Here is a 24,457-nt window from a genome sequence, read left to right as displayed (position 1 = left end):
AACTGGGCGAGCTGCTGCGCTGGTCCATCAACAGCCGCTCCACCGTACGGGAGGCCCTCTACCAGTACGACGCGATCGGCCGATTGCGGGAGGCGACGCTCAGCCGCGACCGAGGCGAACGCCAGCCTTCCATCGGCACGTTCATCCGGCTCGGCCCGCTCGGCACCGCCCTGGTGCCCTCGCCGACGCCGCGCGCCCTGCTGGTCGACGAGATGGACAAGGGCGACGTCGACCTGCCGAACGATCTGCTCACCGTGTTCGAGGAGGGCTACTTCGACATTCCCGAACTGACGCGGCTGCCGGAGGACTTGGCCGACGTGGAAGTGCAGACCGCCGACCACCGGGGCACGGTGATGGTGCACCAGGGGCGGATCCAGTGCGCGGAGTTCCCGGTCGTCGTCATCACCAGCAACGGCGAACGTGACTTCCCGCCCGCCTTCCTGCGCCGCTGCATCCGGCTCGACCTTCCCGTGCCCGACGAGGCACGGCTGCGCGCCATCGTCGCCGCGCACCTCGGCGAGGAGGCGCTGCGGGAGGCGGACGACCTGATCGACGCGTTCCTGCGCCGCCGCGCCCCGGGCGAACTCGCCACCGATCAACTCCTCAACGCCGTCTTCCTGCGCGTCGGTGGCGTCGACCTCGACGGAGAGGGCCTGCTGGACGCCGTACTGCATCAGCTCACCGGAGCGATGTGACCGTGGCGGAGGGTGGGGCGCGGCTCGCCGAGGCGTTGCGGATCCTGTCGGCCTGCGGCCAGCAGCTGGACGCCGAACAGGTCCTGGACGTGCTCTGGCTGGCCCGCCGGCTGCCCGCCGGGCCCGCCGCACCGCTCAGCCGCACCCCGCCCTCCGCCCGCCCGGAGCAGCCGCAGCCGCCCACCGGCGAACCGGACGTGCCCGCCCCGCCCCGGCCCCACGGTCCAGGTTCGAACGACCCCGACCTGCCCGACCTCACAGCTCCTTCGCTGTACGCGGCGGCACGGCAGACACCGGCGTCGGTCCCCGCGCAGGCTCCCGGTGCGCGGCGGAGGGACCCCGGTCCGGGCCGGGCCCTGCCGGTCCGGGTGCCGGAGGACAAGGCCCTTCCCCACGAACTCGCACTGGGCCGTGCTCTCAGGCCGCTGCGCCGCCGCCGCGCCAGTCCCCACCGCTGGGAGATCGACGAGGAGCGCACGGCAGCCGAACTCGCCGAGACCCGACTGCCCGACGTGGTGCAGCGGCCCGTGCAGGAGCGGTGGCTGCACCTGGTGCTGCTCGTCGATGACGGCCTGTCGATGCTGCTGTGGCACCGCCTCGGTGCCGAACTGCGCGTCCTGCTCGAGCGCCTGGGTGCCTTCGCGACCACCCGTGTCCTGGGTCTCGACACCCGCAGCGCGCGCGAACCGCGACTGCACGCTCGTCCGTTCCGGCACGACAGTGCCCCCGTGCCGCTGAGCACGGTCGACGACCCGTCGGGGCACACCCTGGTGTTCGTCGTCAGCGACGGCATGGGAACCGCCTGGCGCAACGGCACCATGCACCACCAGCTGGCCCGCTGGGCTTCCAAAGGACCACTCGCTCTCCTGCACACCCTGCCGCGCGACCTGTGGGACGGGTCCGGCATCCGCGCCGAGCGCTGGCAGACCACGACCCGGCGGATCGGCGGTGCCAACGCCTCCTGGGGGATCACCGACCCGGTCCTGCCGCCCGACCTCGCCGCCTTCGACGGCGTACCGGTGCCGGTCCTGGAGCCGACGGCCGCCTCGCTGCGGGACTGGGCCCGCCTGCTCGCCTCGCCCGGTGCCACGGTGGAGTTGCCGCTGTTGTCCCGGCCCGGCCCGTACACCGAGGCCGCCACCCCTGGCCGGGACGGCACCCAGTACTTCAGGGACGCGGCCACCCCTGAGGCGTACCGCCTCGCAGCCCATCTTGCGGCCGTCTCACCGCTTACCGTGCCGGTCATGCGGCTGGTACAGACGGCGGTGCCGTGGCAGGCGCGCACGTGCCACCTGGCGGAGGTGTTCCTCGGCGGCCTCATGCGGCCGCACCCCGCGCCCGTGCCGGGGCCGCTGCCCGCCAAGCACCTGGTCTTCGATTTCACCGAGGAGTCGAAGTCGGTGCTCCTCGACACGGTCCCGCAGGCCGAACTGCTCATCACGAGCCGCAGGATCGGGCGGCATCTGGAACGGCTCGCGGGCAACTCCCCCGACTTCCCCGCCTGGCTCGCCCATCCGGACGGCTCCGCCCAGCTCCTCGGATCCCACAGACCGTTCACGAGCGTCGAGCGGAGGCTGCTGGCACGCTTCGGGATGTCATTCGATCCGGGGGTGCACGGGCTGCAGTGGGGCTCGGCGCACAGCGTCACCCCGGGTGACGGCTGGGAGCCGCTGACCGGCGAGGATCCTCAGCGCCTGGGCCCGTACCGACTGCGCTGGCGACGGCACCTGCGACGGGTGACCGAGTACGACGGCGTCGACGAGCAGGGCATCCGCGCCATGGTGCGGACTGCGCGCCCCGGCCTCCCCTCCGACGGCAGGCAGTTGATCACGGTGGAGGCCGAAGCGTTGCGCCGGCTGGCCGGGCAGTACGCGTCCACCCTGCTCACCGACGGGTTGCGGGACGACCCGCCGTGGCTGGCGAGAACCCCGATCGACGACGGCTCGGCAGCGACCGTCCCGCCCCGCCTCTCGGACCTCTTCAACCAGGCCCTCTCCACCGGCACCGCGCCCTTCGACCAGCTCACCGCCCTCCTGCTCGGCTGGCACCTGGCGAGCGCCCTCGCCCTGTGCCACGTCCACGGGCTCGTGCCCGCGCACTTCAGCGCCGAGAACGTGTTCGTGCTGCGGCGCTCGGTCGTGCTCGACGACCTCTCGGACTGCGCCGTGGACCGGCAGTACGCGGGCCCGGGCCCGCTGCCCACGCCCGAGGACAACGTGCGTTCGCTGGGCGAACTACTCCAACTCGTCAGCAGCAAGCCCGGCCGGGACCTGCCGCACCTCCCCGAGGGCATGCACCTGTGGCAGGGGGAAACCTGGGGACAGCTGCGACGGCTCGTGCTGCGCTGCCTCGCCAGCGATCCGGCCGAGCGACCCACCGCGGGAGAAGCGGCGGACGTTCTGGCCCGCTACATCGCCCTGTCCCGCGCAGAACACACGGCCAAGGCGCCGCCGTCCTCGGCCGCTTCCCAGGCGGCGGCGCGGGTACCGCTCACCCCACCCCTGACCATCGCACCGGACCTCACCGAGAACCCCCCTGTTCGCCTTCCCCTGTTCGGCGCTGCCCGCCGCGCCCTCAAGGCCCGTCTGGAGCGGCTGCGGGTACCGCTGCACCACGGCCGGCGCCTTGCCCTGGTCGGCGTCCACCACCGCAGTGGGCGGGCGACGACGACGATGGTGCTCGGCTCCCTGCTCGCCGCAGTCCGCGGAGAGCCCGTCCTCGCCCTCGACGGAGCCGCTTATGAAGGAGCCCTGGACGCCTTCCTCGCACACCGGAACCCGGCCACCGTGCGAGACCTCGCGGATCTGCCGCCCGACCCGTCGTACGAGGATGTCCGCGCCCGCACCACACGCCTTGCGTCAGGTCTCGAAGTGGCCGCGCACCCAGCGGGGCACATCAGCCCGAACCTGGTGCACGCCCAGGCCTACGCGCAAGTGCTGACACGCACCGCGCCGTACTACTCCTTCATCCTGACCGACTGGGCACCGTCGCGGCTCGACCAGTCGGCCGCCCCCATGCTCGACCTGGCAGACCGACTGATCCTGTGCTGTGATACCACCGGCTCGGCCCTCGACGCCGCGGAGCGGCTGCTGTACGGGCTGCGCGAATCGGGCCGTCAGCACCTGGCAGATGAGGCAGCAGTCGTGGTTGCCGAGGTCGGCAGGACGCCAGGCCGCCCCCTTCCCGTCGGGCTGCACGGTCAGCTCGGTGTCCCCGCCGACCAGGTGATCGCAGTTCCCTTCGACCAGTCCCTGAGTTTCCCCGGATTCCGGGAGTTGCGCAGCCTGAGGCCACCGACCCTGAGCGCCTTTCTCGACCTGGCGGAACTCGTCGTCCGGCCGGAAACACCCTGATTTCCCGGGCCACGGAAGGGAGGCGTCATCAGCAGTTCCCCCACCGTGAACGCTTCCTCTTCCAAGCCCGCCCACCTGGCGACCACGTATTCGGCCGCCACTTCTTTCCTCCAGGACGACAAGCGCGTCCCGCATCGCCTGGCGCACTCCCGGCTGGGCCGGGTTCGGCCGTGGAGGAGGACGTATGTGATCGAGGCCATCTGCTGGTGGGACCTGCGCGAGGTCCTGCCGGGGCGCGTGCACCCCGTGGACGCCCACCCCGCCCGGCTCACACGCCTCCCCCTGTAACGCTTCTCGCGCCTGGGCCCAAGAACAAGTGAAGTGCCTTTACGGGACTCCGGTGACCTTCCGAGGAGGACCGGGGAGCCTCCGACGAGAAGGAGTCGTTTGTGGATGGCGCGGAACGGTTACGGGGTGGGCCCGCCGCGGCGGTACGTGACCCGCGGCTCTTCGAGGAGTTCTACCGGCGCCACGTGGACGCGGTCATGCGTTTCGTGGCCCGCCGCGTCGACGATCCGCACACCGCTGCCGACCTGACGGCGGAGATCTTCCTCGCCGTACTCGACTCGGCCCACTCCTACCGGCCCCGCCTCGGCAGCGAGACGGCGTGGCTGTACGGCATCGCCCGCAATGTCGTGGCGTCGGAGCGCCGCCGGGTGGCCCGCGAGGCGGAACGCGATCTGCGTTTCTCCGGGCGGCGGTTGCTGGAGGCCGACGACATCGCCCGTATCGAGGACAGACTCGACGCGGAGAGCCCGGGGCGGCGTGCGCTGGCCGCGCTGGCGAGCCTTCCCGAGGGCGAGCAGGCCGTCATGGAGCTGATCGCGGTCGACCAGCTCACGGTCACGGAGGCGGCGGCCGCACTGGGCATCCGCCAGGTCACGGCCCGGGTCAGGCTGCACCGGGCGCGCAAGGCGCTGCGGGAGGAGGCGGACGTCAAGGCACCGGAGACCGATCCCGCGTCACCACAGGCAAGGCCCACGAGTCCCACGGGAGCGGGGACCCCGGACCCGTCGCTGTTGCACGTCGCAAGGGGAGGTGCCCGGGCATGAGGGCGACATTCGAGGACCGTCTTCTCGACGAGCTGAAGAGGGAGATCCGGCTGCGTGAGAGCGCCGAGACCGGGCCGGGTGACGTCAGGCCGGGCCGGCGCGAGGCGAAGGCCTCCCTCGGCCGTTTCCTCGCTCCGCTCGCTTCTCTCGCTCCTCGACGGATCGCGGTCGTCGCGGCGGCCTGTGCGGTGGCCTGGCTCGCCGCGGTGGTCGTGCCCGGTGCGCCGGCGCACTCGAAGGCGTACGCGGTGGAGCCGGTGGGAGACGGCAGCGTCAGGCTCACCGTGAAGGATCAGAGCATCGGTGTCCCCGCCCAGCGCGCTCTCGCCGAGAAGGTGCGTCCGTGGGGCATCGAGGTGAGCATTGTCCTGCTCCCTTCCGGCTACGTCTGTGAGCGCAGCCAGGTCTCCCCCGTGGTCGACGTACATGGCCGCCCTCTGATCGTCGACGGCCGCCCCCTGATCCCCGTGAAGGCCGGCTGGGACGTCACCCTCCGCCGGGGCAACGTGCTGGCCTTCGAGAACACCCGGGGCGACTCCCGGCCCCGCGCGGTCGAGTTCTACGCGACCAAGCGCGAGGCCGAACCCTGCGTGCCGATGAAGGTCTCCCTGTCTGACGTCCGAAGCGGCCGGCGTCGGTGACGTCACGATCACCCGGTCCCGCCGTGCCGGACGGTCCGTCGCGGCTGGGCTGGCTGGACGCGTTGCGCGGCATCGCGGCACTCGTCGTGGTGTTCGACCACTCGTCGTACACCTTCATGCCGGAATTCCGGCGGGAGCTGATGCCGGAGTTCAACACCAGCCGCTACGGCATCATGGTGTTCTTCCTGGTGAGCGGCTATATCGTGCCCGCGTCGCTGGAGCGCCGGGGGTGCGTCCGGGCGTTCTGGATCGGACGGTTTTCCCGTGTGTACCCCCTGTGGGCGGCTGTCGTCGCGGCGGCCCTCGTCGCCGGCGTCCTGGGCATCGCGGAGATGCCCGACTTCGGCCGGCAGGGCGCCGTCACGGTGGCTGTCGCCCACGTCACCATGCTCCAGGAGTTGCTGGGGACACCCAATCTCCTGCTCGTCCTGTGGACTCTCTCGTACGAGATGGCCTTCTACCTGCTGGTCGTCGCTCTTTTCACGGTCCGCCTCCACCAGCGGTCGGCGACGGTCGCCGTCACCCTGGCCGTGGTCGCCGCCGTGAGCGTGGCGGCAGGGGTGGTGCTGCCGGTCTCCGCCCTGTCGGACATGGTCGGCACCGGCCCGCTGGTCGCCGTCACCTCGATCGCCATGGCGGTCGCCATCTGCTGTGCGAGTGCCACGTCACCCGAGCTGCGGGTGTTCGGGGGCGTGTTGGGCGGTGTGGCCGCACTCGTCCTGGTCCTCTTCAACGGCACGGTCCCCCTCTGGGAGGGCCTGGTGATCCTGGCCGTGATGTTCCTCGGCACCGCCGTCCACCGGGCCGAGCACGGTCGGAGCACCTGGCGACGCACGGCCCGCGCAGGTGCCGTCGTGGCCGCCTGCGCCATGGGCAGCGCGTACTGGCACGGTGACGTCTCCCACTTCACGCGACGCGGCTGGATCACGGCGTTCCTGCTGGCCGTACTCACCTTCGGAGCCGGACTGGCGTGCCGCCACCGGCGGATCCCGCACCAGCTGACCGGGCTGGGAACGCTCAGCTACTCGGTCTATCTGCTGCATCCGCTCCTGCTGGCCGTGTTCGACCACACGATCGGCCGGCGGCAGCAGGACCATCCCTTGCTCGAAGCGGCCTTCTTCGCCGTGCTGCTGCCCCTGTGTCTGCTGACCCACCGTTACATCGAAGCGCCGTGCCAGGCACGGGGCCGAAAGCTGGCACGCGGTCCCGGCATCGACGGAGCACCACTCGTTCGCGTGGATCGCTCGGCCGTTCAGCCCATGGACGCCCCCCTTCAGACGGCTGTACCGCCTCAGCAGGACTAGTTTTCCGCCGAGTTGGACACGCACTGCCGATCGAGGGGCTCATGGCGACACATACCGAACCGGTTGCTCCGGTACCGGCGGCGGAACGCCGCGGCCCGGGCCAGGTGATCGTCTCCTGGCTGACGACGACGGACCACAAGAAGATCGGGCACCTGTACCTGATCACGTCGTTCGGCTTCTTCCTGATCGCCGGGGCGCTGGCGATGGCCATCCGGGCCGAGCTGGCCCGGCCGGGGATCCAGTGGCTGTCCAACGAGCAGTACAACCAGGCGTTCACCATGCACGGCACGATCATGCTGCTGCTGTTCGCGACGCCGACGTTCGCCGGGTTCGCCAACGCGGTCATGCCGTTGCAGATCGGCTCCCCGGACGTGGCCTTCCCGCGGCTGAACATGCTCTCGTACTGGCTGTTCCTCTTCGGCGGCCTGATCGTGCTCGGCAGCCTGCTCACCCCCCAGGGCGCCGCCGACTTCGGCTGGACCGCCTACACCCCGCTCAGCGGTGGGGAGCGCACTCCCCAGGTCGGCGGGGACCTGTGGATCATGGGCCTGGCCCTGTCCGGGTTCGGCACCATCCTCGGCTCCGTCAACTTCATCACCACGATCATCTGCATGCGCGCGCCCGGCATGACCATGTTCCGGATGCCGATCTTCACCTGGAACGTGCTGCTCACGTCGGTGCTGGTGCTGCTGGCGTTCCCGGTGCTGGCCGCCGCGCTGCTGGTGCTGGAGGCCGACCGCCGCTTCGGGGCGCAGGTGTTCAACGCGGAGAACGGCGGGGCGGTCCTCTGGCAGCACTTGTTCTGGTTCTTCGGCCACCCCGAGGTGTACATCCTGGCCCTGCCGTTCTTCGGCGTGATCACCGAGATCATCCCCGTCTTCGCGCGCAAGCCGATCTTCGGTTACACGGGGCTGATCGGCGCCACGCTCGCCATCGCCGGGCTGTCCGTGACGGTGTGGGCGCACCACATGTTCGCCACCGGGGCGGTGCTGCTGCCGTTCTTCTCCTTCATGACGTATCTGATCGCCGTGCCGACGGGGGTGAAGTTCTTCAACTGGATCGGCACGATGTGGAAGGGCTCGCTGTCCTTCGAGCCGCCGATGCTGTGGGCGGCCGGGTTCCTGGTCACGTTCCTCTTCGGCGGTCTGACCGGCGTCATCCTCGGCTCGCCGCCCCTGGACTGGCACGTGACCGACTCCTACTTCGTGATCGCGCACTTCCACTACGTGCTCTTCGGCACGATCGTCTTCGCGATGTTCGGCGGCTTCAGCTTCTGGTGGCCGAAGATGACCGGCACGATGCTGGACGAACGCCTCGAGAAGATCCACTTCTGGACGCTCTTCGTCGGCTTCCACACCACGTTCCTGGTGCAGCACTGGCTGGGTGCCGAGGGGATGCCCCGCCGCTACGCCGACTACCTCGCCGCGGACGGCTTCACCGCCCTCAACACCGTCTCGTCGATCGGCGCGTTCCTGCTGGGCCTGTCCACGCTGCCGTTCCTGTACAACGTGTGGAAGACCGCCCAGGAGGGCAAGCGGGTCGAGGTCGACGACCCCTGGGGGTACGGGCGTTCCCTGGAGTGGGCGACCTCGTGTCCGCCCCCGCGGCACAACTTCGTCACCCTGCCGCGCATCCGCTCCGAGTCCCCCGCCTTCGACCTGCACCATCCCGACGTGGCCCAGCTGGACGAGGCGGAGAACACCGGCAAACGCGATGTCGTCGAGCCCGGCGGGCACAAGGGCGAACGGCCGTGAGACGCGGCAGCCACAAGGCTTCGCACGTCGGCCCGCGGCAACCGCTGGCCGACGAGGCCGAGGGCTACCTCCTCGCGCACGCCCATCGCGACCAGGCACGGCGCGAGGCCGAGGAGCTCTGCGCACGGATGCCGTGGCTGACCACCACACAGGCCGAGGAACTCACCGGCCACTACGTCCGACGGCGCCTCGACGTCACCCGTCAGCTGCTGCACAGCACGGTCCGGCGGGCCGAGGAGCTGCGCCAGGAGTACGAGAGCCGCTACGCCGCCCTCCGGCACACCCTGCTCCGCCGCCACGCCGCCTGCGCCTGCGCCGTCCTCGCCTGCGCGGGCGGAGTGAGCGCCCTGACGGTCCTGCTCACCCGCTGACCAGTTCGTGTTCCGGTTCCGACTGCGGCGCCGGCACGGCCTTCTGTTCCCACTGACTGGTGGTCCGTACGTAGCCGTAGATCACCGAGGCCATCGCCAGGATGAGCAGCGGTCCGAACAGCCACGGACGCTCGGCCATCTCCATCGGCAGATAGCGGTAGGACACCAAGAGCGCGGCGAAGACCACCACTCCGTAGGTGGCCAGCTGGATTCCCGACCGGTCCCAGCCGCGTTCGAGCGAGCGCAGGGCGGCCTCGATCGTGACCGTGAACACCACACCGGCCACGAGGTCCACGCCGTAGTGGTAGCCGAATCCCAGCGTCGCGGTGAGCGTGGCGATCAGCCAGAACGTGCCCGCGTACCGCAGCACGCGTGGGCCCCTGCGGGAATGGATGAAGATCGCGGTGGCCCACGCCGTGTGCAGGCTGGGCATGCAGTTGCGGGGGGTGATCTCGTCGAACGGTATCTCGTGCGGAGCGGCGCTGATCGGCGGCGGCAGGTCCGGCCACAGGTTGGCCACCGCCCAGTGCCCGCCGTCGGCGCCGTAGACGAAGATCGGGCCGACGACCGGGAAGATCATGTAGATGCCCGGCCCGAGGAGGCCGATGACCAGGAAGGTGCGCACCAGATGATGGCGCGGGAAGCGGCGCTCGACCGCCACGTGACGCAGCTGGTACAGCGCGACGACGACCGCGGCCACCGCCAGTTGGGCGTAGACGTAGTCGAGGGCACGGGCACCGACCAGGCCGGTGGCCGTGACGATCCGGCCCACCAGCCACGACGGGTTGCCCAGCGCGTGGTCGGCGGCCGCCAGGTACTGGTCGAGCACCATCGGGCGGGTCTTCGAGGTGATGAGCAGCCAGGTGTCACCGGTCTTGCGGCCGGCCAGCAGCAGCAGACCCAGCCCGACGCCCTTCAGCAGCAGGACACGTTCCTGGCCGGTGCGGCGCGTGACGGCGATGACCGCAAGGCCCAGAATCACCCACAGCGCGCCGTTGCCGAAAGGGTGGCCGTCGGTCAGATCGGCGCCGACCGCCCACCGCACCACCAGGAAGACGGCGTCGATGCCGATCGCGGCGCCGAGCGCGACTAATCGTTGCCGCCGGGTGAGCACCACCATCGTCAGCGCCATGCAGGCGTACAGCAGGAAGCCCGACTTGGGCGCGACGATCACCTCTTGCACCTGGCAGGTGATCGGCCCGGGCAGCCCGTAGTGCCGCGCGGCGATCTCCAGCGCGATGAGAAACCCGAGGGTCACCACACCCGCCGTGGCCCACAGCATCGTGCGCGGTTGAGGCCGTGCGGCGAGCGTGATTCGACGTCTTATTCGCGGAAAAATCCGCGTTGCTATAGGTATCAATTGTTTTAGTCGATTTGTTAGTTGTAATGAGTGGGATCGTCACGCGATCGAACATGCTATCGGAGTGGTGCCGCCCGGGGCTGGTACTTATGAAGACTGGACTGGTACGGCGCGCCGACAGCTGCGCCGCGGTGGTGCGCCCCATGACCGGCGCCGAACTCCCTGTCACGGACCACGGTTATGGCGGCCTCCGGCGGGCACACGTGTGGTGCCCGAAAGGGCACTGAACGGAAGGAGTTGTCGTGTCTTTCCTCTGGGCGATCATCGCGGGGCTCGTCATCGGCCTGCTGGCCAAGCTCGTCATTCCCGGACGTCAGCCCATTCCCCTGTGGCTGACGGTCATCATGGGCATCCTCGGGGCCGTCGCCGGCAACGCGCTCGCCAGCGCATTCGGTGTGCGCGACACCGGCGGTATCGACTGGATCCGCCACATCTTCCAGATCGGCATCGCAGCCGTCCTCATCGCGTTCGTCACCCCGATGTGGGCCCGACGGCGCGCATGATGGTTCACCCACCTCACGGGACGACGTGCCAGGCGTGCGAGCAGTGACCTGGAATCCCTGGGGGCCGCTTCGGGCCCTTGTCGGCAGCGGGCCCCCAGGGATCCAGGCGAGTTGGAGCGCGTGCCGGATCACTACGCCGTGGCCGCCGACCTGGACTGGTGCGGTTCATGTGAGCACCGCGACCCGAGTCCGGGCGGGATCGAGTGCGGCGAAGGCCGCGCCCGACGTGTCGTGGTGGAACCAGTCCGTGGTTCGTCGGCGGGCGGCCCCATGAGCGCGCACAGGCTGTCCCAGGCATACAGCCGCGCGTACGCCCCGCCCTGTCCCTGGCCGTTCACTCCGCCGTTGCACGAAGCCGAGAGGAGTTCGCAGGGGCAGTTCCTTGCGGCCGGAGCTGCATCGGCGTCTTGACCGGGCCCCAGTCCCCGGACACGCACCGTGAAGCGATGGTCGATGTCCCGCCGCGTCCTGGGCGGCCGAGCCAGCGGGTGTCCCAGTTCACGCAGGCTTCCGGAGTACGCCTCCAAGGGCCGCCGCCCAGTCCCCGCGCCGATCAGCGCCAACTCTCCGAGGTGCTTGCCCGCAGCTCGACTGCCGGACCCCGCATTCTGTTCCGGCAACTCGTCGAAAGCGGTCGATCATAGGCGTCGCCCCGGGCGCCGCTTGCGGACGCGGACCTCGGCTGCGAATCAAGCCTCTCTCCGCCCAGCGTTCCCACAACAGACCGCGGCACCGAAGAGACGTCGAGCCGAGTGGCGTACGAGCGGGTAACGGCACAACGGCCCCCGTGCGGGCGACCGCCTCTCACGCCACCTCCGCGAAGACCTCCGTCCACTGCCCGCCATGCCCCGCACGGCCTGCCCAGGACGCCGTACTGCGCAGAGCCGGCATGAGCGCCGCCGGGGTCGCCTCGTCGCGCATCAACGCGTACAGCTCCGGCGATATGTCGCCGAGGCCCTGGGCCGCCACCTCCACCAACTGCCGGGCGAAGAAGATGTCCTTCCGGGCGAAGCCGAGAATCGTGTCTGTCAGGCGCTCACGGTCCTCGAGGCTTACCACCCGCAGGTAGAACCGCCAGTCGTCGGCCAGGCGCTCCCGCCAGTTGCCCTTGCCGGAAGGGTGCACCCCGTTGGTGAAGTCGAGGACGCGGTCCAGCAGCGCGCGGGCCGCGTCGCCGTGGCCCGCGGCGGCGAGGCGGCAACACAGGTGAGGCAGGTGCTGGAAGCGGCGGCGCCATGCGGGCAGGGCAATTCCTCCGTCACCCTCCGGGAGGTATACGGGAAGATCCGCGAAGACCAACGCCTCCAGTGGCGCGAGGATTTCGGCCACCGGGCGAGACTCGATGTCGTCGAAGTGAGCATGCAGGGCGATCCTCAGCAGATACGCCTCATTGGCCGCCAGCATGAACTGGCGGCCGTGGTGATCGTACGGCGGACCGGCCGTCTCCTTCGCCTCCCCGCCCCGTTCTTCCACGGCTCGCAGGACGGGTTCCAACCGGGCCAGCGGGTCCTGCTCGCGCCACAACACCGCCTGCCGGTGAAGCTGTTCGCCGATGCCCATCAGGACCGTCTTCTGGATCTCCCCGTTGCGCGTGGCCCTCAGCCACGCGAGCGTCTCGTCGACGGTCACGGGGAGGAGGCCGCCCTGGGTGGCCGCCAGCATTTCCAGTCTGAGCCCGATGGTCTTGAGGCCGGCGGGTGACTCCTGGAGGCTCTTGCCGATCGCGATCAGCGTCTCCCGGTGGCCGGGATCCTCCAGGACGCCGGTCAGCATCTCGGGGCCGAGCAGGGCGAGCCGCTTGAGGCCTGTCAGGTCGCCGCTGCGGACGGCGTCCTCGTGGAGCGGGCCGAGGAGGCGGTCGGGCTGGTCCGCGGCACGGCGGCCGAGGGCCTCCCGCAGCCGTACCGCGTAGCCGTCGGTGGCGGGCGGGGCGGTGGTGACGTGGAGGGCGAGGGCGCGCTCGGCGACCGGGTGCCGGCCCGCCGCGGCCGCCACCGTGAGGGAGTGCGGCCACGGGTCGCTCAGCCAGCGCCGGAGACTGGAATCGGACAAGCGGTCCGGGTCGCGCGGCTGCCACAGGCAGGCGGCGATGGTCTCGGCCGGCAGGGGCACCTTGTCCCTGTCGAGGGCCTTGGCGATCACACCCGTCGTGCCTTGTTCGACGTCCATTGTCTCGGTGGGCCTCAGATGCCGCCGGCACCAGTCGCGGGCTGCGGCGACGCCCGGCCTGGCCGACTCCTGGGACAGCAGGGGCGCCAGCAGGTACTTGGCGATGTGCTCGGCCGACTCGGGTGAGCCGGCGGCGTCGGCGAGGAGTTTCAGGAAGCGCTGGACCGGCCGGGAGGGCCGAGTGGCGAGCACCTCGGCCAGGGCACGCAGGCGCAGGGCGGCGGACGGGCCGGGGGAGCCGGCCGACAGGTCCTCCACCAGACGTCCGACAGTCTCCTCGATCTCCGGAACGGTGGCCGTCCGCAAGCCGGCAGCCCAGGCAGCGGCCGCCGCCGGGAGGAGTTTGTCGAGGCTCGCCCGCCACGCCTTCTCCTGAAGTCCGTCGAGGAGTTCCGGCAGTTTCGCGATGTGCTTGCCGTACCGGGTGGGGTCCTCGGCGGCGAGGTGGGACAGCGCCGCCAGGGTGTGCAGCAGGACCGGCTTGTTGCGAAAGGCGACCGCGGCGTTCAGCAGCTTGGTGAGCGCGCTCGCGCACTTCTCCGGCGCTGCCGTGTGGAAACCCAGCAGGAGAAGGGTCAGGTCCCTGCCGAGCGGAAGGCAGTCGAGCAGTTCCCGCTCCTCGAAGCCGAGCAGGCGCAAGGCGGAGAGGAAGGTCGCGACCTCGTCAGGCTGCTGGTACGCGAGGTGGGTGACGGCGATCAGGACCCGGCGTCGGTCCTGGCGGTCCTCGCGTTCCCAGATGGCGCGCAGGGTGCGCGGCCAGGCCGCCGGCGCCGGATTGCTCGTGCCGGTGAGCACCGTCATGTACGACGTGGTCTGCCAGGGATCGGCGTTCCGCAGCGTCTCGACGGCCGTGCGCACCGCGTCCTCCGGCGGGTGGCGCAGGCCGGCGTGAATACGCAGCGCAGTAAGGCGGGTGGCCGCGTGATCGTGCCGCATCAGCTTGTCCAGCGCGCTGTACCAGCCCGCCACACCCTCACGGTCCGCGATGTGAAAGGCGTGCCGGGCGGCCTCGGCGAGGAGCAGGTCGTCCGGGTGGTCGGTGACGCGGTCGGCCGTCACGACGAGCCCGCGCTTGGCGAACCGCAGGGCCTGACCGGCCGCGTGCTCGGCGAACGCCTGGTGGTGGAAGGCGATGCGACCGCCCTCGACCTTGCGCAGCACGCCCCGGCGCAACAGCACGGACACCGCCCGCTCGGCGCGTCGCCGCCTGAGGGCCGTATGGGCGACAAGAGCGGTCACCGCGTCAGCGCGGCGCAGTTCCGGTTTGCCCTCGCGGAGCATCGCCAGGCCCAGTACCCGTACCTCCTCCGACAGGTTCCACCCGGCCTCTTCGTCCGTCGGCTCGTCGCCGAACACGGCGTGGCGGATGTCCTCGGTCACACGAGCCGCCCAGTACTCCCGGAAGAGGTCGGTGACGTCGAGGTCCCTGTCGCGTGGCCCGGCCGGGGCGTAGACGTCGAACAGCATGCGCAGGGACAGGGGGTGCCGGATCAGTTGTCCGAGCGGCAGTCCTCGGGCCGCCGCGTACACGAGCGTGGAACGCATCCGCTGCACCAGCGGCTCCGCGGGACCCCGTCCGTGATGTCCGCCTCCCTCGCGTGGGCCCGGCAGGCCTGGGTCGCGGCAGAAGACCCGCAGGTGAGCCTCCACGGCACGGTCGAGTTCGGAGTCCGGCTCCCATGGGGCGCCGACGTGCTGCACGGCGCTCGCGGCGGTGCGGCCGTCGTCGTAGCCCTCGAGGTGCTCCTTGATCAGCAGTGCCTCGATGCCCGCCGGCTCGCGCTCCTCCAGTCTGCGTGCCTCCACCGACCGGCACGCGATGGCGACGGCCACGCCCAGCGCGCGGGCGCGCCGGATCAGAGCCACCAGCCGATCCCGTCCCTCGTCCGTGTCGTCGTGGAGCAGCAGATCCGCGGTGTCCAGCAACAGGGCGACGCGGCCGGATCCCTGCTGTGCCCGCACGGCAGACTGCTTTGCCTCAAGGGCTGCCACCAGCTCCCTGAACTTCAGATCCGCCGGGTGGTCCGGAGCGTCGAGCAGGGCGGCCGCCGAGACGGCCACGACCGTCCACCCCGCTTCGCGCAGTTCCTCCCGCACTCCCCACAGTACGCAGCTCTTGCCGGTGCCCGGCTCGCCGAGCACGGCGCTGCCCTGTGAGCCGCGGTTGACCAACTGGTTCCTCAGGCCCTTGACGAGCACCTTCTGGGCCTTGCGAGTGACGTACACGTCACGCAGGTGAACGCCGGCCCGACCGGGGTCGTCCAGCAGGGGTACGACGGCCTCCCAGGCGCGCACGGTCCGCCGGTCGGCCAGGTCGACCTTGCGGAGGGCAACGCGGATCTCGTCCTCGTCGGACGGGACGCAAGGGGCCGCGGTCCGGGCAGGCCGGGCAGGCATCCCGGTGAGCCGGGTGTTGAGCGTGCCGGTGCGGGGCGCGGGGAGGCGGGAGGGCGCCAGGGCGGACCGCCGGTGTGCCTTTTCCTCCTGATCCGCGCGTTCGAGTTTCCTGCTCAGCTCGTCCTCGTCCGCGTACGGCGAATCACAGGTGTCCGGGTCGCAGCCGACCCGGGCGCGCACGATGGCGAACCATTCGAGGTTCCACAACTGGCCTTTGCGCCACGCCGTCATGGCGGACGCGCCGCCGCCGACCCACTTCCCGACCGTCCCGTTCAGCGGCTGGCATCCGGTATCGGGGTCACCGTGCTCCGCCGTCCAATGCGCCAGGGCCTCCCACAACCACGCGGCCTCCGGACGCGTGTCGCGGTCGTAACAGCCCGCCACAGACGTCCAGTCGAGTCGGCGGCCGCGTCCCGGTAGCAGCGGCCGCGCGTTCACCGATTTCTTCACCACTTCCCCCGGCTCACCGCGCTGAAGAATTCCCCATATCCTGCCAGGTCGTGACGGTCCCGAGCGTCCGTTCCCCGGATGCGGGAGTGCGGAGCGCGAGAAGAAATCAGTCTGCGAGGCCTGCTTGGGGGGCTGGTCGCCGACCGGCCTCCGCACAGGGCGAGTTGAGCCTGAGGCGGGGCAAGACCTCGTACGGCCAAGGAGCCGACATGTCACTCGGCACGCTGCACGAACTGCTGAACCTCGCGCAGGACCACCTGCCGGCCCTGCCCGGCCCGACCGGTCCGGTGACCGCCGCGCTCATGCTGGCGCGAACCGCCGTACGACACCTGTCGCTGATCTGGCTGACGCGCGGGGCCACCCCGAAGGAGCGGGCCCTCATCCTGGACGCGTCGCACGGCTCGCCGCGACCGACCTGGCGAGACCGCTGCCGGCGCCTGGTACGGCGGATGACGCACCGTCGGTGAGGGTGGGAAGTGGGGCTCCCGGACGGTCGTACCGCGCGTGGGTCGCGGCGGCCGTCCGGAGGGCCCTCGAGGAGGGCTCCCGACCCGGGCTCCCGGGTGGTTGTGCGTGGTCGTAGACGTGCAGGGTGGTGTCGGTGACCTCGACGGTGACCGCGGTACGGGCATGGCGCGTGGCGACTTGGCCCCGCGTGGGCCCTTGCAGGGCGCACGAACTGCACGAACTACCGGCACACGCCTCAACCATCGACCGTCCGGGGGACCGTGGGCCTTTTCCGAGGCGCTCAAGATACGTCCTGGCCAAAGAGGCGCCACTATGGGTCTCAAGAGGAAGCCCGCCCCACCGAACCGGCTTGGCGGCAAGATCGGTGGGGCGAGCACCGAGTACCAGGAGGTACCGCTATGAGTGTGACTCCAACTCGCTCTGTACTGTCAATCGCTCGCCCGAAGGGCTGGGCGGCCCTGCTCATCGTCATCGTGATCGTCTACGCCCCGGCGGCACAGATCCAGGACATCCTGACCAGTCTGATCGCTCTGTCAGGAGTGCTCGTCTCGGGCTCGGCAGTGAGGGCCGTATCAGCGCGACAGCCGCAGACGACCGCGTAAGAACGGACCAGACTCGATCGGGCCGAAAGGGGCGGGCCACCACCCGTGAAGCCGGGAGAAGGCCAAGCGTGCCCCTTGCGTGCCCGATCGAGTAGCGGCCGGAGTTACTTCCGCACCGGCTTCTGGAGTGCCGCGGCCGGGCCGACAGGCTCTCATCAGCATCGTCGCCACCGCCCACCCGCTCGGCATCACTCGGCTTTCGAAGTCGCACATCTCCGCGATGACGCGGCACTCGGACGAACAGATCGCCGCCTTCCGCAACCGGCCACTTGGCCAGCTCCCGTCCGCCTATGCCGAACCCGACGACTATGCGGACCCCTTCACGGTGGCCGGCCGCGAGGAGCAACTGAGGCCCCAGTTGGAACTCGTGCACGCGGAACGGATCGCTCGCGCGGCCACGCACCTGGTGACCGTTGTGGAACAGGTCGCCGCGGCCGGTTTCGCCGACAAGCGGTTCGCCGGGGAGTCACTTCGCGAGGCACGGCGCTCGTACGAGTTGTGGCAGAGGTGCCTGGCCGAGAGCCGACGGGACCTGAGCCAGGAAGGTGACTCACACAGCACCGGTGATCTTGAAAGCAGCCCAGAACAGCGGATGGTTCAGCGGACGATCTTGTGGTGAGAACCGTCCTACCAGGGGCTTCACGTCTCTCGGTGATCGGGGCCCACCTGCCCCACCCGTCCCGAATCGAGCGGTTCACATAGCTTCGCGAAGCTCATTTCTCAGTGACGAGGTCTGGGATTTCCCTGACTTCACGCCCACGCTGGCTCCAAGATGTACGCAACCGTTTCCAGAAGATGCACGCTTCTGCTCCCAGCAATTGACCCCTCCACCGAGGATGGCCGCGGCGCTGGCAACGGTTCCCGGACGGCCGGCCCGATATCCTGCGCGAAGTATGGACCGGAGGTTCCGGTCGGCGGCGGAGACCCAGCACTAATGATCACCGGCGTCACCAGGGGGGCCCGCAGCATGACCGGCACCACGGAGGCCCTCGGCGGGTCGGCTGCAGTCGACGATGCAGCACGAGGTGTCACGCGCCCGTTCTACGTATACGCCGTGCTCGCCAACACGCTGTTCCAGCGCGGCGTATTCGTCCTCTTCCTTTATCAGCGCGGCTTCTCCGTCGGGCAGGTGGCCCTCCTTCAGACACTGCTCTACCTGGTCAGTGGACTTGCGGAGTTGCCGACGGGAGTCATCGCCGACCGAATCGGCAGGCGTGCCGGCATCGTGATCGGCCAGATGCTGATAGCTGGATGTCTGCTCGGTCAGGTGGCGTTCTCCAACTACTGGGTGTTCCTGGCGCTGTTCATCGGGCAGGGCGTGGGCATGGCATGTGTGTCCGGTTCGGACACCGCCCTGCTGTACGACCTGCTCGTGCGTCGTGGTGCAACGGCCGGCTACGTCAAGATCAAGTCCCGGTTCGCCATGCTCGGCACGGTCACCTCGGGAGCCGCCATCGTCCTCGGCGGCCAACTGCAGCAGATTTCCTGGGGAGTCGTCTACGTCGGTTCGGCGGCGTGCCTCGTCCTGGCCGTGGTGGTGCTGATGTCAGGGGTGCCCGAGATCCGCGGCGCGGACGCGGTGGACGAGCAGGACGGAGCCGAGGAGCACGGCGACGCCACAGCATGGCGGGCGATGCTTCGGGTCGCCACGCCGGCGCTCGTGACGCTTGTCGTGGTGTCCGGATTGATGCATGCGACTTTGACGCCGTACATCATTTTTACGCAGAAGACCCTCTCCGATCAGGGAGCGGGCACCGCATTGGTCAGCGTGGTCATAGCGGCGGGATTCTTCGCCGGCGGGCTCACTCCATTGCTGTCGGACCGCGCGGACCGGCGCATCGGGTATCGGGTCGTCGTCCCGGTGTCTCTCCTGACGCTCGCCGTGGCGCTCGGCCTGAGCGGCCTCGGCCTCGTCTGGGTCACCATCGCCGCGTTCCTGGTCCTGGCCGGGATTCCCGAGATCACCGCCGTGATCGTGGACAACGTGTTCAACGAGGCAGTGCCGTCGCGCCACCGGGCGAGCCTGCTGTCGGTGATCGCATTCGTGGAGTCGGCGCTCATCGGCATCGGCTATCTCGTCCTCGGCGCGCTCATGGACGGGTTGGGCTCCAGTGTGGGCATGGCCACCTACGCCGCGGTCCCCCTGCTGGCATGTCTCCTGTGGCTCCCGGTGCTCTTCCGAGGGGCACGGGTGACCACCGAGATCGAGAAGCCCGCCGACCAAAAGGCATCCTGAAACAGACCATCTCGCGCAACGTCCTGCCCGATGGCAGGGGCGCTGCTCGTTGACATGTCGCTCCCAGTCAGCGACGGAGCTGTCATCGCGGCGATCAGCGCCAAACGGGACGGGAAGAATCGCGTCACTGAGAAAACCTCACTGCCTGGTGCGGGCGCGGCTGAAGAGCGGCCGCTGGATTGGCGGGTACTACGGCGAAGACTCCTGTACGTCGAGCTACCCGGAAGCCGCAGACCTGTATCCGCAGGCCGCTTGGGCTTTGTCCGCCACCGGACTGTTCGAACGCCCGCTGGAGCATTCCGGCGGGATCTATATTCGGATGGACGACGTGGAGTGTCTCGACTTCATCGAAGTACCTCCCGTAACTGCAGACGGAGAGGCGACCAGTGACCGAAACACGACCGCGGTTGGACCCCAACGGGAAGAGGGGCTACAGGCCCGTGGGCAGACGGCCGGAGCCGACCCAGGCTCCGCCCACGCCTCCTGCGACCACTGAGCCGGACGCGGGTGCGTCCGACGAAGGCTGACTCGGAAGGCACCCGCTGCACGGAGTCACCCATCCTGCCTGCACGGAGTGGTCTAACGTGCCGATGAACGCCTGCCCCGGCAGCCAGTCCCGATTGTGAGGACCCACGTGCACATCTCGCCCCTCAGCCCCGACGACCCTGCCGAGCTGGGCGGATACGAGCTGCTCGGGCGAATCGGGCAGGGCGGCATGGGCCAGGTGTATCTGGGGGAGTCGCCGGGCGGAGAACCGGCCGCCGTGAAGGTGATCAAGCCGTCCGTCGTGGAGTCCGAGACCCGGCTCAGGTTCGCGCAGGAGATCGACATCCTCAAGACGGTCTGGGGAGCTCGGATCGCCGCACTCCTGGACGCCGATCCGGAGGCGGACCCGCCGTGGCTGGCGACCGAGTACGTCGAGGGGCTGGACCTCAGCAGGCACGTGGCCAGTCACGGCCCGCTGGACGCCCTGCTCACCGCCTCGCTGGGCGCGACGCTCGCGGAGGCACTGGCGACGGTGCACAAGCAGGGGCTGCTGCACCGCGATCTGAAGCCGGCCAATGTGCTCCTCGGCCCCAACGGACCGAAGGTGATCGACTTCGGGCTCGCGGTGTTCGCGGAGTCCAGCGTGTCGCTGACCGCGGCCAACACGGTCGTCGGCACGCCCTCGTGCATGCCGCCCGAGCAGGCGAACGGTGAGAAGCCGCTGACACACGCGGTCGACGTGTACGCGCTGGGTGCCGTGCTGCTGTTCGCCTGCTCGGGGCATGCTCCCTACCGCGCCGACAACATCCACCTCCTCTTCCATCAGGTCGTCGATCCCGCGACCGCGCCGGACCTCTCGGGAGCGCCGGAGGAGCTCGCGCCGCTGCTGACGGCGATGCTGGCCCACCGTCCCCAGGAGCGGCCCGCGCTCGACGATGTCGTACGGCGGTGCCGGGCGCTGATCGAGGCACAGGGGCTGAAGGTCGCCCAGGCCCGACGCAGGCTCACCAACTACACGGCCGCTCCGGCCCACGTCCTCGACGACCTGCTCGCGGTGAGCCGCCCGGCTACGGCGGGGTCGACGGCCCGGACGCGGGCACGTACGACCGACGACCCGGTCGACGCTCCGCCCCCTCGACAGGAACCGGAGATGCCCGAGTCCGGGCCGACCCGGCAGGAGCCGGGCGGATTCCGGCCCACCCGCCGGGATCCCGAGGTGCCCCTGCCCGCCCCGCCGAAGCCGCCTGCCCAGGTGCCGCCGCCCACGGATCCGCGTCTGCTCTTCGCCCGCGTCGACACCCCCGCGTCCCCGCCGGCCGACGACGCGCCCGCCTCCCCTGCAGCAGGGCAACGGTCGGCGGACGGGGTGGCGGAGCGGGACATCGCGCGGTCCTCGGTACGCCCGGCGGGCCGGGGCATCGTGGGCGGCGGCGAGAGCAGCGTCCGACGGCGCTCGCTGCGGCATTCCGCACAGGCCCGGATCACCGCGCAGCGGCTGCGCGAGGCATACGCGGCCAGTACACCCTTCTGACCCGTACGCCCCTGAAGACCCGCGATAATGGGCGGGCCCTGAAGGGGGGCCTGCCCATGTACGACCGAACCGCCTCAGGAGGCCACGGGTGACCGCCGTCCAGACAAGTGCGGAGCAGAGCGGCGTCACGACCGGCCAGGATCAGTACCCGGCCGGTGCCCAGGTGGTCGTGCGGGACGAGGAGTGGCTGGTCAGGAGCTCGATGCCGACGGAGGACGACGGTACCCGGATCGAGGTCGTCGGGGTGTCGGAGTTCGTCCGTGACCAGGAGGCCGTGTTCTTCTCCGGCCTGGACCGCATCGAGCTGCTCGACCCTCGTGAGACGACTCTCGTCATGGACGACTCCCCGAACTACCGCCGTTCACGGCTGTTCCTGGAGGCGGTCCTGCGCCGCACCGCGCTCCCCCAGTCGGAGCGCCGGCTCGCCCTGGCCGACTCGTTCCTCATGGACCCGCTGCCCTACCAGCGGCGCCCCGCCGAGCTGGCCCTCTCCGGCGCCAACCTCCGCCCTCGTCTGCTCATCGCGGACGTGGTGGGCCTCGGCAAGACCCTGGAGATCGGTCTGACGCTGGCCGAGCTGATCCGTCGCGGCCGGGGCGAGCGCATCCTGGTCGTCACCCCGCAGCATGTGCTGGAGCAGTTCCAGCACGAGCTGTGGACGCGGTTCGCGATCCCGCTGGTGCGGCTGGACTCGGTCGGCATCGAGCGGATCCAGCGGGAGATCCCGGCCGGCCGCAACCCCTTCACCTCGTTCAAGCGGGTCATCGTCTCCATCGACACCCTGAAGAACACCGACCAGTACCGGCACCATCTGGAGCAGATCCGCTGGGACGCGGTCGTCATCGACGAGTCGCACAACCTGATCAACCGCGGCTCCCTGCGCAACCAGCTCGCGCGCACCCTCGCGCCCCGCACCGACGCGCTGATCCTGGCGTCGGCGACACCGCACAACGGCGACGCGAAGTCCTTCGCCGAGCTGATCGGCCTGCTGGACCCGGTGGCGATCCGGGACCCGGAGAACTACCGTGCGGCCGACATCGAGCACCTCTTCATCCGCCGGACGAAGATCAGCCGGGAGGTGCGGGAGCAGATGAAGGGCCAGTGGGCGGACCGCGGCCCCTCCCACTCCGTGCACTGCCCGGCCACCCCCGCCGAGGAGAAGATCTTCGAGGAGCTGGCGGCCGTCTGGCTGCCCGGTGACGGCGGCACCTCGGTGAGCTCGGTGCCCCTCTTCCCGTACACGCTGCTGAAGTCGTTCCTGTCCTCCCACGCGGCGCTGCGAGCCACGGTCTCGGCGCGCATCAAGACCCTGGAGAAGAAGGACGACCCGCAGGGCACCGCAGCCGAACTGGCCGCTCTCTACCGGCTGTCGGAACTGGCCGCCGACCTGACCGAGGCGGATTCGGCGAAGTTCGCCGCCCTCGTGCGTCAGCTCCGCGAGGAGATCGGTGTCGGGCCCGGTTCCGACGAACGGGTCGTGGTGTTCTCCGAGCGCGTGCAGACCCTGGAGTGGCTGGCCGAGGTACTGCCCGCGGCACTGGGGTTCAAGGGCCGGGCCGCCCGTGACTGCGTCCGGGTCATGCACGGCGGTCTCTCCGACGAGCAACAGATGGCCTGTGTCGAGGAGTTCGGCCTGGCCGACACGCCCGTACGGGTCCTGGTGACCGGTGACGTGGCCTCCGAGGGCGTCAACCTGCACCGCCAGTGCCACCAGTTGGTGCACTACGACGTGCCGTGGTCGCTGATCCGCATCGAGCAGCGCAACGGCCGTATCGACCGGTACGGGCAGGCCAGGCCCCCGGAGTTCCGCGCGCTGATCCTGACCAGCGAGGTCGAGGGGGCCAAGGACGACACGGTCGTCGCCGAGCGGCTGCTGGAACGTGAGGACCAGGCCCACCGTTCCCTGGGGACGGCGGAGGCGGTGACCGGCCTGTACCGGGCGGAGGCGGAGGAGAAGTCTCTCATCCAGGACCTGCTGCGCGGCCGGACCGTGGACGAGTCCCTGGACGCCCGCCGCTCCGGCGCGGACGGCGAGGGCGCGGGCCTGGACGACTTCCTCGCGGACTTCTTCGGCCCGGTCGGCGAGGAAGCGCCACCGGCGGAACCCACGGAACCGGGCGGCTCCGCTCCCGCTGCCGCTCCTGGTAGCGAGTCGTCGGGCGGCCTGGCCGCCGCGAGCCCCGTGCTCCCCCGCCTCTTCGACTCCACCGCGCACTTCCTGGACGAGGCGCTGCGCGAGGTGTACCCGGACGCCCGCGAGCGGCTGGACCTGGACCGCGACCAGCAGTCGGGGCTGCTCTCGTTCCGCCCGCCGACGGAGCTCGTCCACCGTCTCAAGGCGCTCCCCATGGACTACCTGCGCGAGCAGCGGCTGCGCGAGCGCATGTTGGTGACGTTCAACCGCCGCCTCGCCGAACACTCCCTCCAGCGCGCCCGGGAGTCGTCCACGTCGAGCTGGCCGGAGATCTCCCTGCTGACGGACCTGCATCCGGTCGTCGAGTGGCTCACCGACAAGGTCCTCGTCGGAATGGGCCGCCAGGAGGCCCCGATGATCACGGCGAACGTGGCGGAGCCCATCTATCTCGTCCAGGGCGTGTACTCGAACAAACTTGGCAGGCCGACGGTCGTGAAATGGATGGGCGTCACCTGGCGGGAAACCAGCAAGGAAGGCCTGGTCGACGACGACATGGTGTCGCTGCTGCGCCGCTGCGGTGTCGGCCCCACCATGGCGAACAAGCTCCGCTACCGCGATCCGGCCCCCCTGCGCGATGCCCTCCCCGACGTGCTGGACACGGCCGAGGCGTTCCTCAACACACACCGCGACGCCTGGGACGAACCGCTGCGCGAGCCGATCGAGCAGTACAAGCGGCGGCTCGGCACCTGGCGCCAACCGACCCTTGCCGGGGAACGCACGAAGGAGCGCCTCGCCGATCTCGCCGACTCCCTGCTGACGACCGGCCGGCCGCTGCTCCGGGTCCTCGCTGTGCTCGTGCCGGACCCGGACCGCAAGGACGGCGACGACGGCCCGCCACTCGTCTCCCTCACCGCCCCGGCCGCGTCCCCGTCCCGGTTCTGAGAGAAG

18 protein-coding genes are annotated in these 24,457 nt (G+C 70.2%); 15 read left to right on the top strand and 3 right to left on the bottom strand.

Annotated features, from left to right (window positions below; translation table 11 throughout):
• From AOQ53_RS14690 to AOQ53_RS14655, 8 genes are all read left to right on the top strand, one after another.
• The coding region (locus AOQ53_RS14690; protein WP_059417486.1) for a MoxR family ATPase at positions 1-695 on the top strand (695 nt) is incomplete at its 5' end.
• 2 nt (positions 696-697) lie between these two features.
• On the top strand, positions 698-4,048 hold the full coding sequence (locus AOQ53_RS14685) for an SAV_2336 N-terminal domain-related protein (RefSeq protein WP_148640321.1): 3,351 nt from the start codon (positions 698-700) through the stop codon (positions 4,046-4,048).
• 45 nt (positions 4,049-4,093) lie between these two features.
• Positions 4,094-4,336 carry a hypothetical protein gene (locus AOQ53_RS14680; protein ID WP_059417484.1) on the top strand — a complete coding sequence of 81 codons (243 nt, stop codon included), beginning with the start codon at positions 4,094-4,096 and terminating at the stop codon, positions 4,334-4,336.
• Positions 4,337-4,437: 101 nt separating this feature from the next.
• Positions 4,438-5,100 carry an RNA polymerase sigma factor gene (locus AOQ53_RS14675; protein ID WP_059417483.1) on the top strand — a complete coding sequence of 221 codons (663 nt, stop codon included), beginning with the start codon at positions 4,438-4,440 and terminating at the stop codon, positions 5,098-5,100.
• Positions 5,097-5,741, top strand: coding sequence for a hypothetical protein (locus tag AOQ53_RS14670; protein WP_059417482.1), 645 nt, complete (start codon positions 5,097-5,099; stop codon positions 5,739-5,741). The genes AOQ53_RS14675 and AOQ53_RS14670 overlap by 4 nt, the downstream gene beginning before the upstream one ends.
• A 23-nt stretch (positions 5,742-5,764) precedes the next feature.
• Complete coding sequence (locus AOQ53_RS14665) at positions 5,765-7,045, top strand: acyltransferase family protein (RefSeq protein ID WP_236711693.1); 1,281 nt, start codon at positions 5,765-5,767, stop codon at positions 7,043-7,045.
• A gap of 41 nt (positions 7,046-7,086) precedes the next feature.
• On the top strand, positions 7,087-8,799 hold the full coding sequence (gene ctaD / locus AOQ53_RS14660; protein WP_174523289.1) for an aa3-type cytochrome oxidase subunit I: 1,713 nt from the start codon (positions 7,087-7,089) through the stop codon (positions 8,797-8,799).
• Entirely contained in the window at positions 8,796-9,170 is a 375-nt protein-coding gene (locus AOQ53_RS14655) for a hypothetical protein (protein ID WP_174523288.1), read from the top strand. Before ctaD ends, AOQ53_RS14655 begins: the two co-directional genes overlap by 4 nt.
• Here AOQ53_RS14655 and AOQ53_RS14650 read toward each other — a convergent pair.
• Positions 9,160-10,452 carry a phosphatase PAP2 family protein gene (locus tag AOQ53_RS14650; RefSeq protein ID WP_059417480.1) on the bottom strand — a complete coding sequence of 431 codons (1,293 nt, stop codon included), beginning with the start codon at positions 10,450-10,452 and terminating at the stop codon, positions 9,160-9,162. The two genes, AOQ53_RS14655 and AOQ53_RS14650, sit on opposite strands and share 11 nt — an antisense overlap.
• Positions 10,453-10,772: 320 nt before the next feature.
• Between AOQ53_RS14650 and AOQ53_RS14645 the strand changes: the two genes are divergently transcribed.
• Positions 10,773-11,033: a GlsB/YeaQ/YmgE family stress response membrane protein gene (locus AOQ53_RS14645; protein WP_059417479.1), complete on the top strand. Its 261-nt coding sequence runs from the start codon at positions 10,773-10,775 to the stop codon at positions 11,031-11,033.
• Positions 11,034-11,164: 131 nt separating this feature from the next.
• Here AOQ53_RS14645 and AOQ53_RS46200 read toward each other — a convergent pair whose 3' ends face one another.
• Entirely contained in the window at positions 11,165-11,371 is a 207-nt protein-coding gene (locus AOQ53_RS46200; protein ID WP_236711692.1) for a DUF6183 family protein, read from the bottom strand.
• A 466-nt stretch (positions 11,372-11,837) separates the two neighbouring features.
• Positions 11,838-16,040 (bottom strand): ATP-binding protein, encoded by a 4,203-nt coding sequence (locus AOQ53_RS14640; RefSeq protein ID WP_148640320.1) that lies wholly within the window; start codon positions 16,038-16,040, stop codon positions 11,838-11,840.
• Positions 16,041-16,261: 221 nt separating this feature from the next.
• Here AOQ53_RS14640 and AOQ53_RS14635 point away from each other — a divergent pair, with 221 nt between their 5' ends.
• The 6 genes from AOQ53_RS14635 (at position 16,262) to AOQ53_RS14610 (ending at position 24,451) form a co-directional block, all read left to right on the top strand.
• A complete protein-coding gene (locus tag AOQ53_RS14635; protein ID WP_059417477.1) occupies positions 16,262-16,519 on the top strand; it encodes a hypothetical protein in 258 nt (85 codons plus the stop codon).
• A gap of 823 nt (positions 16,520-17,342) precedes the next feature.
• Entirely contained in the window at positions 17,343-17,741 is a 399-nt protein-coding gene (locus AOQ53_RS48045) for a hypothetical protein (RefSeq protein WP_174523287.1), read from the top strand.
• A 348-nt stretch (positions 17,742-18,089) separates the two neighbouring features.
• Positions 18,090-19,358, top strand: coding sequence for an MFS transporter (locus AOQ53_RS14620; protein WP_174523286.1), 1,269 nt, complete (start codon positions 18,090-18,092; stop codon positions 19,356-19,358).
• A gap of 49 nt (positions 19,359-19,407) precedes the next feature.
• Complete coding sequence (locus tag AOQ53_RS46190; RefSeq protein WP_269085449.1) at positions 19,408-19,854, top strand: DUF6338 family protein; 447 nt, start codon at positions 19,408-19,410, stop codon at positions 19,852-19,854.
• A gap of 138 nt (positions 19,855-19,992) precedes the next feature.
• Positions 19,993-21,375, top strand: a complete 1,383-nt coding sequence (locus AOQ53_RS14615; protein WP_059417474.1) for a serine/threonine-protein kinase — start codon at positions 19,993-19,995, stop codon at positions 21,373-21,375.
• Positions 21,376-21,463: 88 nt separating this feature from the next.
• Positions 21,464-24,451 carry a DEAD/DEAH box helicase gene (locus AOQ53_RS14610; protein WP_059417473.1) on the top strand — a complete coding sequence of 996 codons (2,988 nt, stop codon included), beginning with the start codon at positions 21,464-21,466 and terminating at the stop codon, positions 24,449-24,451.
• The last annotated feature ends 6 nt before the right edge of the window (positions 24,452-24,457 follow it).

Source organism: Streptomyces azureus (assembly GCF_001270025.1).
Taxonomy (GTDB): Bacteria; Actinomycetota; Actinomycetes; order Streptomycetales; family Streptomycetaceae; genus Streptomyces; species Streptomyces azureus.
Note: the sequence above shows the minus strand (reverse complement) of the source record. Positions and strands in the feature narration are given on the sequence as shown.